13 protein-coding genes and 1 tRNA gene are annotated in these 13,924 nt (G+C 71.7%); 2 read left to right on the forward strand and 12 right to left on the reverse strand.

Going from position 1 to position 13,924, the window contains the following annotated elements; all coding sequences use genetic code 11:
- Positions 1–111: 111 nt before the first annotated feature.
- From ACFQ79_RS17075 to ACFQ79_RS17090, 4 genes are all read right to left on the reverse strand, one after another.
- Positions 112–1,557: a Cys-Gln thioester bond-forming surface protein gene (locus tag ACFQ79_RS17075; protein WP_383584015.1), complete on the reverse strand. Its 1,446-nt coding sequence runs from the start codon at positions 1,555–1,557 to the stop codon at positions 112–114.
- A 227-nt stretch (positions 1,558–1,784) separates the two neighbouring features.
- On the reverse strand, positions 1,785–2,357 hold the full coding sequence (locus ACFQ79_RS17080) for a single-stranded DNA-binding protein (protein WP_383584018.1): 573 nt from the start codon (positions 2,355–2,357) through the stop codon (positions 1,785–1,787).
- Positions 2,358–2,552: 195 nt separating this feature from the next.
- The gene (locus ACFQ79_RS17085; protein ID WP_383584020.1) at positions 2,553–4,670 is read right to left on the reverse strand and encodes a GTPase; all 2,118 of its coding nucleotides are present in this window, start codon (positions 4,668–4,670) and stop codon (positions 2,553–2,555) included.
- Position 4,671: 1 nt separating this feature from the next.
- Complete coding sequence (locus ACFQ79_RS17090) at positions 4,672–6,282, reverse strand: dynamin family protein (RefSeq protein WP_383584095.1); 1,611 nt, start codon at positions 6,280–6,282, stop codon at positions 4,672–4,674.
- Between the two features lie 302 nt (positions 6,283–6,584).
- Here ACFQ79_RS17090 and ACFQ79_RS17095 point away from each other — a divergent pair.
- A tRNA-Arg gene (locus ACFQ79_RS17095) sits at positions 6,585–6,657 on the forward strand.
- A gap of 167 nt (positions 6,658–6,824) precedes the next feature.
- On the opposite strand, the gene ACFQ79_RS17100 is transcribed toward ACFQ79_RS17095, so the two are convergent.
- The 7 genes from ACFQ79_RS17100 to ACFQ79_RS17130 all read right to left on the reverse strand — a co-directional run bounded on the left by ACFQ79_RS17100 (position 6,825) and on the right by ACFQ79_RS17130 (position 12,337).
- On the reverse strand, positions 6,825–8,225 hold the full coding sequence (locus tag ACFQ79_RS17100; RefSeq protein WP_383584023.1) for a tyrosine-type recombinase/integrase: 1,401 nt from the start codon (positions 8,223–8,225) through the stop codon (positions 6,825–6,827).
- Complete coding sequence (locus ACFQ79_RS17105; protein ID WP_328487240.1) at positions 8,225–8,422, reverse strand: helix-turn-helix domain-containing protein; 198 nt, start codon at positions 8,420–8,422, stop codon at positions 8,225–8,227. The genes ACFQ79_RS17100 and ACFQ79_RS17105 overlap by 1 nt, the downstream gene beginning before the upstream one ends.
- A 73-nt stretch (positions 8,423–8,495) precedes the next feature.
- Entirely contained in the window at positions 8,496–9,890 is a 1,395-nt protein-coding gene (locus tag ACFQ79_RS17110) for a phage/plasmid primase, P4 family (protein ID WP_328487241.1), read from the reverse strand.
- Positions 9,887–10,096: a hypothetical protein gene (locus tag ACFQ79_RS17115; RefSeq protein WP_383584027.1), complete on the reverse strand. Its 210-nt coding sequence runs from the start codon at positions 10,094–10,096 to the stop codon at positions 9,887–9,889. Before ACFQ79_RS17115 ends, ACFQ79_RS17110 begins: the two co-directional genes overlap by 4 nt.
- Positions 10,093–10,995 (reverse strand): bifunctional DNA primase/polymerase, encoded by a 903-nt coding sequence (locus ACFQ79_RS17120; RefSeq protein WP_383584029.1) that lies wholly within the window; start codon positions 10,993–10,995, stop codon positions 10,093–10,095. The genes ACFQ79_RS17115 and ACFQ79_RS17120 overlap by 4 nt, the downstream gene beginning before the upstream one ends.
- A gap of 476 nt (positions 10,996–11,471) precedes the next feature.
- The gene (locus ACFQ79_RS17125) at positions 11,472–12,137 is read right to left on the reverse strand and encodes a hypothetical protein (RefSeq protein ID WP_383584032.1); all 666 of its coding nucleotides are present in this window, start codon (positions 12,135–12,137) and stop codon (positions 11,472–11,474) included.
- Positions 12,138–12,148: 11 nt separating this feature from the next.
- Positions 12,149–12,337, reverse strand: coding sequence for a hypothetical protein (locus ACFQ79_RS17130; RefSeq protein WP_383584035.1), 189 nt, complete (start codon positions 12,335–12,337; stop codon positions 12,149–12,151).
- A 281-nt stretch (positions 12,338–12,618) separates the two neighbouring features.
- On the opposite strand from ACFQ79_RS17130, the gene ACFQ79_RS17135 reads away from it, so the two are divergent.
- Complete coding sequence (locus ACFQ79_RS17135; RefSeq protein WP_383584038.1) at positions 12,619–13,245, forward strand: DUF6000 family protein; 627 nt, start codon at positions 12,619–12,621, stop codon at positions 13,243–13,245.
- 13 nt (positions 13,246–13,258) lie between these two features.
- On the opposite strand, the gene ACFQ79_RS17140 is transcribed toward ACFQ79_RS17135, so the two are convergent.
- Positions 13,259–13,855 (reverse strand): hypothetical protein, encoded by a 597-nt coding sequence (locus ACFQ79_RS17140; RefSeq protein WP_383584041.1) that lies wholly within the window; start codon positions 13,853–13,855, stop codon positions 13,259–13,261.
- Positions 13,856–13,924: the final 69 nt, after the last annotated feature.

Genomic DNA, 13,924 nt, shown 5'->3' on the forward strand with positions numbered 1-13,924 from the left:
CGCGTTCCGGGGTCGTGCGGTGATCACGGGATGATCAGGCTGTGACGCGGATCACTCCACGGGATCGGGTGGCTTCCCGGTGCCGGCGGGGCCGGCACCGGGGGCCGGGGATCAGGCGCCGGCGGTCTTCTTCTTGCGGAGGAAGAACACCGCGCCGCCGCCGATCACGACGAGCGCGGCGGCGATGCCGGCGATCATCGGGGTGGCGTTGGAGCTGCCGGTCTCGGCGAGGTCGCCGCCACCGGTGGTGGTGGAGCCGGTGGTGCCGCCCGTGGTGTCACCGGTCGAGGGAGCGGTGGTCGACGGGGAGGGCTCGGTCGACGGCTCGGTCGAGGGCTCCGTGGTGGGGGTCTCGGACGGCTTCGGGCCGGGGGTGGCCGTCTTGCAGTCCAGGACGCCCTCGAAGGTCTCCTCGAAGCCGTTCGGGCCGGTGATGGTGAACTTGTATGCCTCGTCCTCGGCGAGCGGGACCGTGATGGTCTTCTTCTCACCGGCGGCGACGGTGTACGAGGTGCCCTTCAGGTCGAAGGTCCAGGCCTCGTCGCCCTCGTTGGAGGCGATGATCTCGAGGCCGCCCTTGGCGCAGTCCTTGGCGACCGTGACGGCCGGGACGGCACCCTTCTTCGCCCACGTGGCCGAGGCCTCGGCGGTGACGGTCGACTCGCTGGAGCCGGCCAGGATCAGGGTCTGGGACGGGCCGTCGATGGAGACGAAGGCGCGGCCCAGGGAGACCTTGGTGGAGGCCTCGGCGGTCAGAGCGGCGGTGCCGTCGGCGGTGCCGGCGGGAACGTCGAAGAAGACCTGGTCGCCGTTCTTGGCCTCGGTGACGGGCTTGCCGTCCTTGTCCACGATCTTGACGCCGTCCGGGGTGCCCGGGGCGGTCGCCAGCTTGGCGATCTGGGCGTTGGTGGAGACGGTGATCGGGCCGAGGCGGTCACCGGCCTTGCCCGCGACCGAGGACGGGGAGAGCGAGAGGGAGGCCTTCGGCTCCTCGAGCTTGACCGCGTCCTTCAGGAGCTGCTCGGTGAGCTTCCGGGCGTCGGGGCTCTTCGGCGTCGCCGTCACGTCGTCGGACAGGGTCCAGATGGCGGCCTGGGTGGCCGCGGCGGCCTCGTCCTTGGACAGGTCGACGTCGAGCTTCTTGCCGAGCTCCTCGGCGGAGAGCTTCGGGTAGCCGTTCTCGAGGATCCAGAGGATCTTTCCGGCGTTGTCGTTGTTGTGCAGGGAGGACTCGTCCCAGCCGACTTCCTTGTAGTCGAAGTCGTGCTTGGCCGGCGTCCGGAGGTCGATGCAGTAGGTCTGGAGAGTGCCCCCGCCCTCGACCTGCATCTTGAAGAGGCCGCCCTTGACGCCCCACTTCTCGCCGTTCTTCTCGGCGATCACGACGTCGTCCCGGTCGGTCATGCCGCCGAGCTTGGCCGTCACGCCTCCGGTGCCCGGGGCACCGTCGTCGGCCAGCGCCGGACCGGCGGTCGCTATCGCACCGGCCATGACAAGGCCAGAGACGAGGGCGGCTGCGGCGAGACGCGCGGCGCCTCGTCCACGAACTGAATACATTGCTTTCCCCTCCGGGCGAGTCGCTCCACGAACCATGGACTGGTTTCGCGTGGGGGGAGCGCACGCCAGCAGATCACAGACCCGATGGGCTCACGTGCCACATGAGTACCCGGGAATCCTAGGGATGCGGAACCCCCCGGTGCCCGGCCATACGGTCAGATAACCATTCCGAATCGGAATCGTTATCACGCAGGGCGAGTTGGTCGACAAATCGTCACAACACAAGGTCAGGGCACGGTCACCAACCGCGTCGCGGACTCCGCCGCGGCCTCCTCCGCCGCCACCGCCCAAGGATCCCGCTCCGGCGCCGGACCGAGCGCCGGAGCTCTCTCCACCGCCCCCACCTGCGGTTCCGTCCGAGGCCCGGTCCCCGGCTCGGCTCCAGGACCGGCTCCCGGCCCCTCTCCCGGCCAAGCTCCAGGCTGTGCCTCGGCGCTGAGCGGCCGTGCCGCCCGCCGGAAGGCCGCCGTACCCCGGCTCAGATCGTGGCCCACGGCGAGCGCCGCCACGTCCACGAAGGTCTTGCGCTGCCCGTCCCGCTCGTCCTCACGCACCCTCAGCCTGCCGTGCACCACGAGCGGTTCCCCGACGGACACCGAGGCCGCCAGATTGGCCCCGAGGGAACGCCAGGCCGACACCGTGTAGAAGCTGGTGGGCCCGTCGGACCAGAGCCCCTTCTCACGGTCCCAGCGGCGCGCCGTCACCGCGAAGCGGAACCTGGCGACCCCGCCCGTCGCCGTGTCCCGGTACTCCACCGCCGTCGCCACGTTGCCGACGAGCGTCACGGTCGTGTCGTTCATGGTCCGTTCCCCCAACCTGCGTTCACGCTGCTGTCTCTTCACCGGTCGGACACCATCGTGGGGCTCCGGAGAAGACGCCGCCGGGGGCTGTGGACAGGGGCAGGAATGTGGACAACTCCCCCACCCGAAAGGGGGGTACCGGAGGCCTGGCGTCCGGGAGGCCTCCGGTGAGAGCCTCCAAGCAAGAGGACGCCGCTACCTCCCCCGTACCCCCGTCCGCGTCGCGCCCAGCCGCCCCGTACCGCCGCGGCTTCCGCCGACGATCCGTGCCGACGGACGCGTGCCCACCACGGTCGCGTACTGCTCGCGCACCTCGCGGTAGCGCATCAGCTCCGCCGCCACCGGGTCGAGCACCCGGGCCCGGCCGCAGGCCGCCGCCGCCTCGCGCAGGCGGCGTTCGGCCTCCTGCCCGTACCGTCGCGCGGGCCCCTTGACGGCCCCCTCGCAGGCCCATTCGACGAGCGGTCCGCCGACGATGCCGCCGAGCATGACGAGGACCGGCGGGAGCAGCCCCGGCTCGACGACGCCGACGATCTGGCCCACCAGCCAGAGCGCGCCGAAGATCTGCAGGAGCGTCATCACGGCCTGGGCGAGGACGGCCGCGGGCCACCAGGCGGGGCGGGGCGGCCGGGCCGCCGCGTCGCCGATGGTGACCGTGAGCTCGTCCAGCGCCTCGGGCAGCCCTTCCGCCCCGCGCGCCGCCGCCTCGCGCACGGCCTGCGCCCAGGAGGCCGGGAGACCGCGGGAGGCCTCGTCGGCGACGACCCGTACCGCCTGCTCCACGCGCTGGCGGGCCGTCAGTTCCTCCTCGACCGGCATGGCGAGGTGCCGGTCGGTGGAGCCGTGCTCACGGACCCGCTCGTACCAGCGGTAGAGGCGCAGCCAGGGGGTGCCGCAGGCACGGATGGCGCCGCGGCGCCAGACCCGTTCGGCGGCCTCTCCGGCGGCCTGGGCGCCGACGGCGGCGGCCAGCCGGTCGGTGAACGCGTCGCGGGCACGCTCGTCGAGCCCGGACCTGCCCTCGCCGAGGTACGCGGGACGGAGTCGGGCCGCCGCGGCGTCGACGTCGGCGGCGAGCCGGCGCTCGGGGGCGGTACGTTCCTGGACGAATCCGGCGACCATGTCCCGCAGTTCGGGTACGCCCTCACCGGTCAGGGCGGAGACGGCGAGGACGGTGGCACCGGGTTCGCCGTGCTCGCCGAGCGCGACGCCGTCCTCGTCGAGGAGCCGGCGGAGGTCGTCGAGGACCAGGTCGGCGGCCTCCGTACCGAGCCGGTCGATCTGGTTGAGGACGACGAACGTGACCTCGGCGTGCCCGGCGAGCGGCCGGAGGTAGCGCTCGTGGAGCGCGGCGTCGGCGTACTTCTCGGGGTCGACGACCCAGATGACGGCGTCGACGAGGCCGAGGACACGGTCGACCTGGTCGCGGTGCGCGGTGACCGCCGAGTCGTGGTCGGGGAGGTCGATGAGGACGAGCCCCTGGAGCCCGGCGTCGGCGGCGCCGCCCGCGAGCGGCCGGCGGCGCAGCCGGCTGGGGACGGCGAGCCGGTCGAGCAGCCCGGCGGCGCCCTCGGACCACGAGAGCGCGATGGGCGCGGAGGTGGTGGGGCGGCGGAGTCCGGTCTCGGACACGGGGACCCCGGCGAGGGCGTTGAAGAGCGTGGACTTGCCGCTGCCGGTGGCGCCCGCGATCGCGATCACGGTGTGCCGGGAGGAGAGCCGCTGCCGGGCGGCGGCCTCGTCGAGCACCCGCCCGGCCTCGGCGAGCGCCTCGCTCTCGACCCGCGTACGGGAGAGCCCGACGAGTTCATGGAGGGCGTCGAGGCGGGCGCGGAGGGGCCCGCCGTAACTCCCGCCGAGGGGCGGCAGGGTGTCGGGCTCCTGCGGGTCGTCCGCGCCGGGAGGCACGTCGGCGACGGCGGCGCTCCGCTCGGCGGCGCGGCGCGCGATCAGCCCGTCGTCCCAGCGGCCGGGCTGGTCGCGACCGCGGCCACGGGCGCTGTCGCCGCGGTCGGCGTGGTCGGCGTGGTCGGCGTGGTCGGCGCCGTCTACGCGGTCCGCCCGGTCTACGTGGTCGGCGCGGTCTGGGCGGTCTGCGCGGTCTAGCCAGGTACGGGCACCGGCCCGGGCGTCGGTCGGGGCACCGGCCCACGCGCCGGTCGGGGCACCGCCTTGAGTCCCGGCCTGGGCACCGGCCTGGGCGCCGGTGCGGGCGTCGGTCGGGGCGCCGGCGCGGGCACCGGTCCGGGCGCCGGCATCCCTTGCTCCCCTCTCGGCACGGGCACCGGCGCGCGACTCGTCGTCGTCCACCACGTCACTTCTCCTTCTGCAGTACGGAGAGCGCGGCGATCAGCTCCGCCTGCGGCTCGGGGGTCACGTCGAGCGCTTGGAGGGGCGCGAGGCGCCGGTCGCGTTCGGCGTGCAGGACTCGGTCGACGTACGAGAGGACGAGTTCGCCGCCCTTGTCGCGCAGGCGCAGGGCGGCCTGGGCGCCGAGGAGTTCGGCGAGGCGGTCGCCCGCGGCCCGGGTCCGGCGGCCGCCGAGGAGGGAGGCGGCGAGGAGCGCGGCGACGGTGTCGGCCTCGGGGACGGCCGTACGGGGGGCGGAGGGGCGCTCGACGGTGCGCACCTCCTCCTCGGCGACCTCCTCCAGGACGCGGCGCCAGCGCCGTACCTCCACGCCGATCCGCTCGGCCGTGTCGCGGTCGCCGCCGGTCCGGGCGGGGCCGAGGGCGTCGGCGGCGGGTTCGCGGCGCCAGGCGTCGCGGACGCGTTCCTCGGCGGCGGAGACGGCGCAGTGGAGGAGGGCGGCGAGGGACTCGGCGAGGGCGTCGAGGAGCTCGTCGGCGGTGCTGTCGCGGGGGTAGGCGCGCCAGCGGGTGCGGGCGTCGCCGGCGAGGACGGCGCCGCGGCCGAGCTGTTCGCGCACCCGCTTGGCCTGTTCGCCGTAGGCGGCTTCGACGGCGCCGCCGAGGCGGACGGAGGCGGCGTACTGCGCGGCGACGGCACCGGCCAGTTCGGGGAGGCGGGCGTCGAGGGAGTCGATGACGCCGGTGGCGGTCCGGGCGGCGGCCTGCTGGCGGGCGGCGGGGTCCTCGGCGCGGTGGGCGAGCCAGCCGCGGAGGGCTGCGACGGCGGAGTCGGGGAGGAGGCCGCTGCCGCCGTCGGTGGACTCGGGGAGCTCGGGGATGGTGAAGCGGGGCACGTCGCCGAGACCGGCCTTGTCGAGGAGGGCCTCGTACTGGCGGGAGACCTCGCCGATGACCTGGTGGGGGACACGGTCGAGGACGGTGACGAGGGTGGCGTCGTACTCCTTGGCGGTACGGAGGAGGTGCCAGGGCACGGCGTCGGCGTACCGCGAGGCGGTGGTGACCATCACCCAGATGTCGGCGGCGCAGATCAACTCGGCGGCGAGGAGCCGGTTCTCGACGACGAGGGAGTCGATGTCGGGCGCGTCGAGGAGGGCGAGGCCGCGGGGCATGGAGGCGGCGGTCTCGACGCGGACCGCGTTCTCCTCTGGGGGTGGGGCGTCGTCGGCGTGGTCGTCGTCGGCCTGGGGCAGCCAGACACGGGTGAGCTGCGGGAGGACCCGCATCCCGGCGAACCAGTGGTGGTCCTCGGGGTGGCAGACGAGCACGGGGGTGCGGGTGGTGGGGCGGAGCACACCGGACTCGCTGACGCGCCGCCCGACAAGGGAGTTGACGAGCGTGGACTTGCCCGCCCCGGTGGACCCGCCGACGACGGCGAGCAGCGGGGCGTCGGGATCTTTGAGCCGGGGCACCAGATAGTCGTCGAGCTGAGCGAGCAGCTCGGCCCGGGTCTGCCGGGCGCGTGGTGTGTCGGGAAGGGGAAGAGGAAGGCGCACGGCGGCGACACGGTCGCGCAGGGCGGAGAGTGCGTCGATCAGCTGAGGCCGTTCGTCCAAGGTCACCACATGCGAAGAATGCCCAATTTATGAGTGTTTTTGAAGCCTATTGCGGCCCTGCGCGCCGAAGAGAGGGGTGGTGACCGGAACCTCAGGCATAACGAGTGCACAACACCCGCCCCGAGCGGTGCGAAAAGCGCTGCGCGAATCGCACCTGCCTGCGATTATCGTTCCGCTTCACCGAACCTCCACATCGTGCCACGCAGGTGAAGCAACCGGGCCAAGGCGATCGGAGCCCTATCCTTGTCCCGGCAGGCCACACCCCACCCACAAGGGGCTCCTGGCCACACGGCCACCACCCGGCCCCCGTAGCTCAGTGGATAGAGCAGGTGCCTTCTAAGCACTTGGCCGCAGGTTCGAGTCCTGCCGGGGGCGCTCCGCGTAAGACCCTCCTTCGGGAGGGTCTTTTTGCTGGTCAGAGCAGGTTTCTAGAAAGCGGGGCGGAGCCGGGTACGTCCCCTGACGGGCAGCGGACATACCCGGCTGGCTCCGGCTCATCCCGCATTTCTGCGGGTGGCCTCGGTGAATACGCGGTGGAGTTTTCAGCCCCTCGCCGCAGCGGGGTCGGGCAGCTCCCCCGCTCCCTCGATCCGCTGCTTCAGGTCGTCGAGCTGGCCGTCGATGCACCGGGCGTAGGTGGCGAGGAGAACGGGGACGCTGTTGCCCGCCCACTCGGCCACGGTCGCGGGCGGTACGCCGGCGTTGAGCCAGTTCGTCAGGCAGGTGTGCCGGAGGTCGTACACGCGGCGGCCAAGCGGGGTCCCGAATTCGTACGAGGTGAGCACCTCCTTTCGGGCCCGCCGCCATGCTCGCCGGATCACGGACCCGGCGAGATCTCCGCCCTTCTCCCCCTGCATCAGGAGGTCGCCGGGCTTCAGCCCCTCCTTCTCGATGTGGGCCCGGAGGATCCGCGTCAGGGCGGGACGGCAGGGCACCGTCCGGGTGTCGTCGGCAGCCCGCCCCTTGAGGCCGCGCTGCTCGCGCACCTCCCCCGTGTCCGTCCACTGCCTGCCGACCTCGGGGTGGGCGGTGTGGAGCAGCAGCTCGCCCCACTGGTCGTCAGCTTCCACATCGGGCAGGCGGACGTCACCGACGTCGATCGCCACGACCTCCTCGGGTCGGGCGCCGGCGTAGTACATCGCGGCGAAGAAGGTGTGCAGCCGCGGGCCGCCCCTCGGCCGGGCATAGACCCAGCCCAGGAGCTTGGCGGCCTGCTCCTTGTTCAGCAGGGAGCGCTTGTCGACGGCCGAGGAGGTCTTGGACGCGGCAGCGCCGGCGCCTTTCCCCTTCGGGAGCGGGTTCTCCTTGAGCACCTTCCTCTTGATGGCGTGCTCGATGAGGACGTTCAGGACCCGCTTGGTGCGCCGCGCCGTGCTGGCGGCCACGGGCGTCCCGTCCAACTTCGTCCCGGCGGCGCGCAGCACCGCCTCCACGGTGCTCTCGTCCTCCCAGGCCGCCATCGTGAGCGAGTTCCGCTCCACCCACCGCAGGATCACCGCGACCTCCGGCGGGGCCTGGCCACGCCGCAGGGTGTTGAAGGCGTACTCACGAAGAGCCCGGCGCACGTCGACGCCCTTGAACGCCGTGGGCTGAGATCGGAGCATGGCGATCGTGACAGGCGTGAGCGCCTTCGCCACGTTCCGCCAGTTGTTCGCGGACGTCCGCGCCCAGAGCTGGTCCACGAACTGAATCGCGAAGTCGAACCACGTCACGCCGGCCGCCTGGGAGGCGTGCGAGACCGGGAGCCCGGTGGAGAGACTGAACGCCTCCCCCTTCCGCGCCGCGGACACCAGCCCGGCCCGGAAGGACTCGGCGAGGGCCGCCGTGACGAACGTCTGGCGGTGCTCCCGACCGTTCAACTCCCAGCGCACGGTGTAGGTGGTCTTCCGCTTGCCCACGTTGACGCCGGTCTTCCAGAACTTCACGTTGTACGTCGTGTCCATCAAGCGGCGTCCTCGTGCTCGTTCAGCCAGAGGTCCAGGTCGACCCGGCGCACTCGGAGGGCGCCGTTCGGGAGCTTGATGCAGCGGGGTGCCCGCCGCTTCAGGCGCCAGTCGTAGAAGGTCGAGCTGCTGATGCCGAGCTCCTCGCAGATCTCGGGGACGGTGAGCATCGCGCGGGTCTTGGGCGTGCCAGCCATCTACTGCCCTCCTCAGGGCGAAAAAGTTGGAGTGACATTGCGCTGGGTCGCGACTCATCGCGACTCAAGGAGCTCAGGAAGTCGGGTTGAGGGTGATTCCGGCGTATGTGGACACCTGCCGGCCGTAGGCGTCGCGGGGCCGAGTGCGGTGGAGCTGAGGGACGACGGAGAGCAGGTTGCGGCCGAAGAGCTGCTTGGTCCCGATGGACTTCACGCCGTTGTCCTCGGCCCACTCGCGCCAGGCGGTCCACAGGATGTCCACGGGGATTTCGTGGGTGGGGCCGGTGGTGCAGCGCTCTCGGACGAACGCGGAGGTGGGCGAGGCGGTGTCCTGCATCATCGTGACGGCGTCCTGCGAGGAGGCGGGCTCGGTGATCCGGCCGGTGCGTTCCAGGCGGGCGAGGCCGTCGAGGGCCCAGTTGATGATGCCGGGCATCTCGGCGGCGAGCTTGCCGGTGAGCCCGGTGTCCTCCTTGCCGAGCCAGGAGACGGTCATGCTGAGGACGATGAACCGGCGGGCGATGACGCCGGAGGAGTCGCCGAAGTTCGGCAGCTCGTTGGTCAGCACCATGAGCCGGGTCGGCAGTTTGCCGGTCCACGGGTCGCGGAACTTCCGGTCGATGTCGATGGTGTCCTCGCCGGAGATCGTGAGCAGCCGCTCGACGACCTGGCCGCCGCCATCCTTGCTCGACAGGCGGGCGTCGGAGATGACAGCAAGCGGCTTGCCGACGAGGGTGGAGAGCCCGAAGTTCGTGCCCAGGCCGGCGAGCGTGGGACCGGCGAGGTTCTCCTTGCCGACCAGCTCCTTCAGGATCCGGGCGATGGTTCCCTTCCCGGAGCGCGAGGGGCCTTTCATGAGCAGGATCTTCTGCTGGTCGGTCCGCCCGGACAGGACGTATCCGAACCACTCCTGCAGGGCGGCGATGGGCTCGGGGTCGTCCGGCCAGATGCCCGCCAGGAACGCCTCCCAGGTGGGGGCGGTTGCCTCGGGGTCGTAGTCATAGGGGACGGAGACCAGGTTGAAGAAGCCCGGGTTGTGCGACAGGAGCTCCCTGTCCCTGATCCTCAGCAGCCCATTGCTGCAGGCGACAATCGGGCTGGCGTCATGTTTGCCGCGCTCTCCGTCGATCCAGGCGGGGGCGTCGGTGTCGGTAGGCAGGAAGGTGATGGCGCTCAGCGCGTCGAGAAGGTTGCTGATCTTCGTCTTGGTCGGCGCCCACGCGCGGGCCTCCGGAAGCCCGTTCTTGTCGAGGCCGGCGCAGAACGTCGTGTGCTCCAGGCGCTTGTAGAGCCCGGCGCGCATCTGCTGCTCGTCGTACTCTCGCCAGCAGGTCCCGTTCCACCGCATCCACGACCCGCGCCAGCGGCGCAGCCGCAGGTGTCCGTCCTCGGTGTGCCAGTCGGGCACGATCCGGCGGGCGACAGCGAGCGGGTTGGACGGCGAGGGCAGTTCCTCCGTGCCGGTCACGCGGCTTCCTTCCCCTCAGTCAGCAGCGGGCAGACGGCGCGGTGGCGGGTGTGGTCTGCGATGAGCGCGGCGACCTTCCGCTGCCCGAACGCCGCCAGGTTCCGGCCGCAGGAGCACCAGGACCGCGCGGAGGGCGTCGTGTCCCGTCCCGGGGCGGAGATCCGCAGCAGGGCGACGATCCGGGGCCCGCCGGCAAAGGCGGTCACGCGGTCGCTCCCAAGGCCGTCTGAAGGCCGTTGGAGACCGCGCGGCGGGCGTAGGGCTCGGGGACGCCGACGGACACGGCGGCGTCGATGAGGTCCTCGCCCAGGGCATCGAGCCCGCACGGCCCGGGGCAGGCGGTGTGCTGCTTGGCGAGGAACCGGGCGGCTCCGTACGCGGCCGTCCCAGCACCCTTCTCGGAGCGGGCCCGGACGTGCTCGACACCGCGGGAGAGGCCGGTGCGGACGTAGGTCTCGGTGTGGCGGCAGCCAGTGGCCACGCTCCGGTCCCACCGGGCCAGGGTCAGGGATGAAGAGTCCACCCCCGCGCGGGGCCGGGTGGTCTCTTCCCTCTCGACGAGCGCGAGGACGACCGGCGGCAGCACCGCCATGGTTCCAGCCCCGGGGCCGAGCCAGCGGGCGTAGGACATCAGCGACTTGATGTCGACGCCGGGGCGGACGTGATTGGAGGAAGGCATCGCGCCCTGGTAGATCCAGTGCTCTCCGCGCGTTGTCGTCACGGTGCGGGTCGGGGGCAGGGTGGTGTGGGCCCAGTCGACGGCGTCAGCGTCGTCGAGGTCGACCACGGTGACCCCGGCGCCGCCCGGGTGGTACCCGACGACCCCGGCGTGCGTCCAGGCGGCCGTCCAGGCCGGGGAGGCAATGACGGCAGGGTCGGTGGTGGCGGCGGCCCAGGCGTGGCACGGGCGCGGGCAGCGGCAGGGCCCGGGGGACTTCATGTTGGGCCGTCCGCCGCACGCGTTGTCCGCGCAGGTGCGGCAGTTGCCGAGCGGTCCTTTCCCTGCTCGCAGGGGCAGGACCGGTAGCCCGCCGGCCGCCAGGTGCAGGGCGAGGCTGAGTCGGCCGGTCCGGTCTTCTCTCCGGATCGGAATGGCATGGGTCATGCTGGGTGTCTCCAGTTCTCTCTAACAGTGGGATGGAGGACCGGGGCGGGCCGAGTCTTTGGCGAGAGGCGGCCCGCCCTAGCCATCGCTAGGTGTTGGTGCAGCACGGGGCGTTGTCCCCGTATAGGTCGCGGTGATCCAGGTCATCTCCCTTCGCATCGCTATGGACGGAGTGGGACTCGGATTCGTTACACGCCCCTCGCGCCCGCGTAGGACGGTCTCACCGGTTCCACGGATGTCCCTTTCCGCAGTTCAGAGGCATGTGCTGGTTCTCGCGGCGAGACCCAGCACTCCTAGTACGTTTTTCCGGCGAATCTGTTACACCTGCGATCCCCAGTGGGGCAGATGGGGGCAAGGGGCGGGTGGAGCTGAGCTCGCGCGCCTGCGCGCGTAGGGGGGTCCAGAAAGTCCAGAAACCTTGGCGCCGGAGCGCTGCGCAGCCACGCGCTTTGGCGAGACAGCCGCCCTCGGCGTAGCTACGGGTGGGTGTGGCGGGCGCGGGTGCCGAGGAGGCTGTAGCGCAGGGCGGATTCGGCGAGGGTGGCGTAGGCGTAGGCGGCGTCCGGAATGCCTCGGGCCTCGGCGTGCGCCTGGTGCATCTCGTTCGCCTCGTGGTCGGCGAGATAGTCCTCGTCGTCGAGGGCGGAGGCGTACTCGCCGGCGGAGTCGCACTCCCACCACCGCTGTCGGGCCTTCTCGAACTTGGCGTTGTCGCACCAGCGGTCCAGGCCTTCGATCGCGGGCGGGACAGGGGCGAGCTCGCCTGGCACGGTCAGATGCCCCTCGGCGCTGAGGCCGAGCTCTACGCGGGGAGGTTCCTGGCCGTCGAGGACGCGAAGGATGGCCCAGGCGGTGCCGTAGGCGTAGCTGAGGGCGGCCTGGTTGTAGAGGTTTTCCATCCGGTGCTCGCAGTTGCGCAGTGCGTCGGCGATGCGGACCACGGCCTGGTCGTGCGGGCGGGAGGCGGAGTAGCGGCCGGTGAGGGTGACCTCGCCGTCGAGGAGCCGGATGCGGTCGAGGTTGTAGTGCGCGCTGGCGGCCTGGGCGGCCTGGTAGGCGGTGCGGGTCTCGCGGGCGGCGGCGCCGAGGGCGAAGATGCTGTCGGTGAGGGAATCGAACCAGGGCAGGGTCTTGCGGGTCATGCGGTGGCTCCTCAGAGGTTGGAGAGGGCGTCGATGACGCTGTCGGTGAGCTGGTTGATGGGGGTGGCGGCACCGGTGGAGGCAAGGAAGAAGCCGAATCCGGTGGCGATGAACGCGGGCCCGTAGGTGAGGCTTCCGGAGCGCAGGAGGAAGTAGAGGACGAGCCCGAAGAGGGCGACGAGCGAGATGGTTATGGCCATGCCGAAACTCCCTTGATCACAAGGTGGGGTGGCTGGGTAGGGTGCGGGTACCTCGGGTGCTGACAAGCTCGGGGACATGGCCGACGGCGCGTCCGCCTAGCTCCTGCAAAGAGCGGGGTACGTCTCATGACGGGCGCCGTCGGCCGCTTCATGCCCAGGGGCAGCGGGTGCCGGCGCGATGGATCGCGCGGCTGTGGTGGATCAGGCACCGTCCGACGGGCCGACCGGGGCGACTGAGAAACGCACTGGTCGAACGGCTTTGTCCAGAGCAGGATGCAGCTATGCGTTACCCCAACGAGGACCCTGAGCTGTTCGCTCTCGTGCACCGCTACGTCGCACCCAACCGGCGCTACCTCAAACTCGGTGGCCGCATCCGGCGCATGAGTGATCCTGAACGCACCGAGTTCGTACGGGCACTGGGCGAAGACGCCGGCGCTATCGCTCCCGACGAGCTGGCCATCCTGCTCGAAGGTGGCTGGCGCGAGCGCAGGACCGCTGCCTGGCTCATCGCCGTGGCCCGCAGAACTGAATTCCGCGAACGCCTCGGCGAACTGCTGCTTGCCAGCGAGGTCGGCTTCGCAGGCTCGGACTACTGCGTGACCTTGGCCAGCTTCGGCACTCCTGCCGACGCGGACCTGCTGGCCGCCTACCTCGACCGCTACCTGCGGCGCCCGGACCTCTACTACGACCAGCCAGCCGCCATGGGCGCGCTCCTCCACCTCGATGCCAAACTCCGTGCCGATCAAGCGGCCCGGTTCCTGTCCCCAGACGGCCTTTGGCATCAGTGGATCGACGGGCCACCCCGCAAGGAGCACCACGGCACAGCAGAGAGCTATCGCGAAGGCATCAGCTGGGCCTGCACCTTCGCCGATGAGAGCGCCGAGCATCTCCCGGCAACGAACCGCTGACGTCGCCCTCCGGTCACGAGCGGACCTCCTGGCGGGCGTGGGTGGCGGCGGTGCGGACGAGGGTGAGGGCTTCCTCGCGGGTGCGGCCGATGGCGTCGTTCCAGCGGTGGTAGGGCTCGGTGATCCCGCGTGCGGCGAGGACGGCCTGCAGGCGGTGGCCGGCGGCCAGGGCGGTGTGCTCGTCGCCGTAGCCGAGGCGGAACAGGACGGCCTGGGCGCCGAGGATGCAGCGGCGGCCGGAGGCGGAGCGGAGTGCGCCGCGGTGCCAGCCGTAGCGCTCGATGACCAGCGCGGTGAGCTCCAGGTGCTCGGCGACGCTGATGTGGCGGCCACCGCCGTGGAGTTGGCGCAGGAGCGGGAAGTTGAGCACCCAGTCGGGCAGGAGGCGCAGTGCGCAGGCCGGGGCGGTGAGGGCCGGCGCGGCCGGTGCCGTGGGGGCGGCGCCGAGGGCTTCGGTGAGGAGTTCGGCGGTGGTCTTGGTGACGAGCGGGTGGGCGGTGGTGCGGACGCGGGCGGTGAGGTACTGCTCGATCTCGCGGACCAGGAGCGCGGCCTCGTCGGCGAGTTCGGGGGCGAGGAGGGCGGGGGCGGTGAGGGTCTGGGCGGTCACGGTGCCTGACTCCTTATGTACCGGTTTGGGCTAGGACGGAGCCCGGATGGCTCCGCGTTGTCGCAGGTC

Source organism: Streptomyces sp. NPDC056480, assembly GCF_042795405.1.
In the GTDB taxonomy this organism is placed as follows: Bacteria; Actinomycetota; Actinomycetes; order Streptomycetales; family Streptomycetaceae; genus Streptomyces.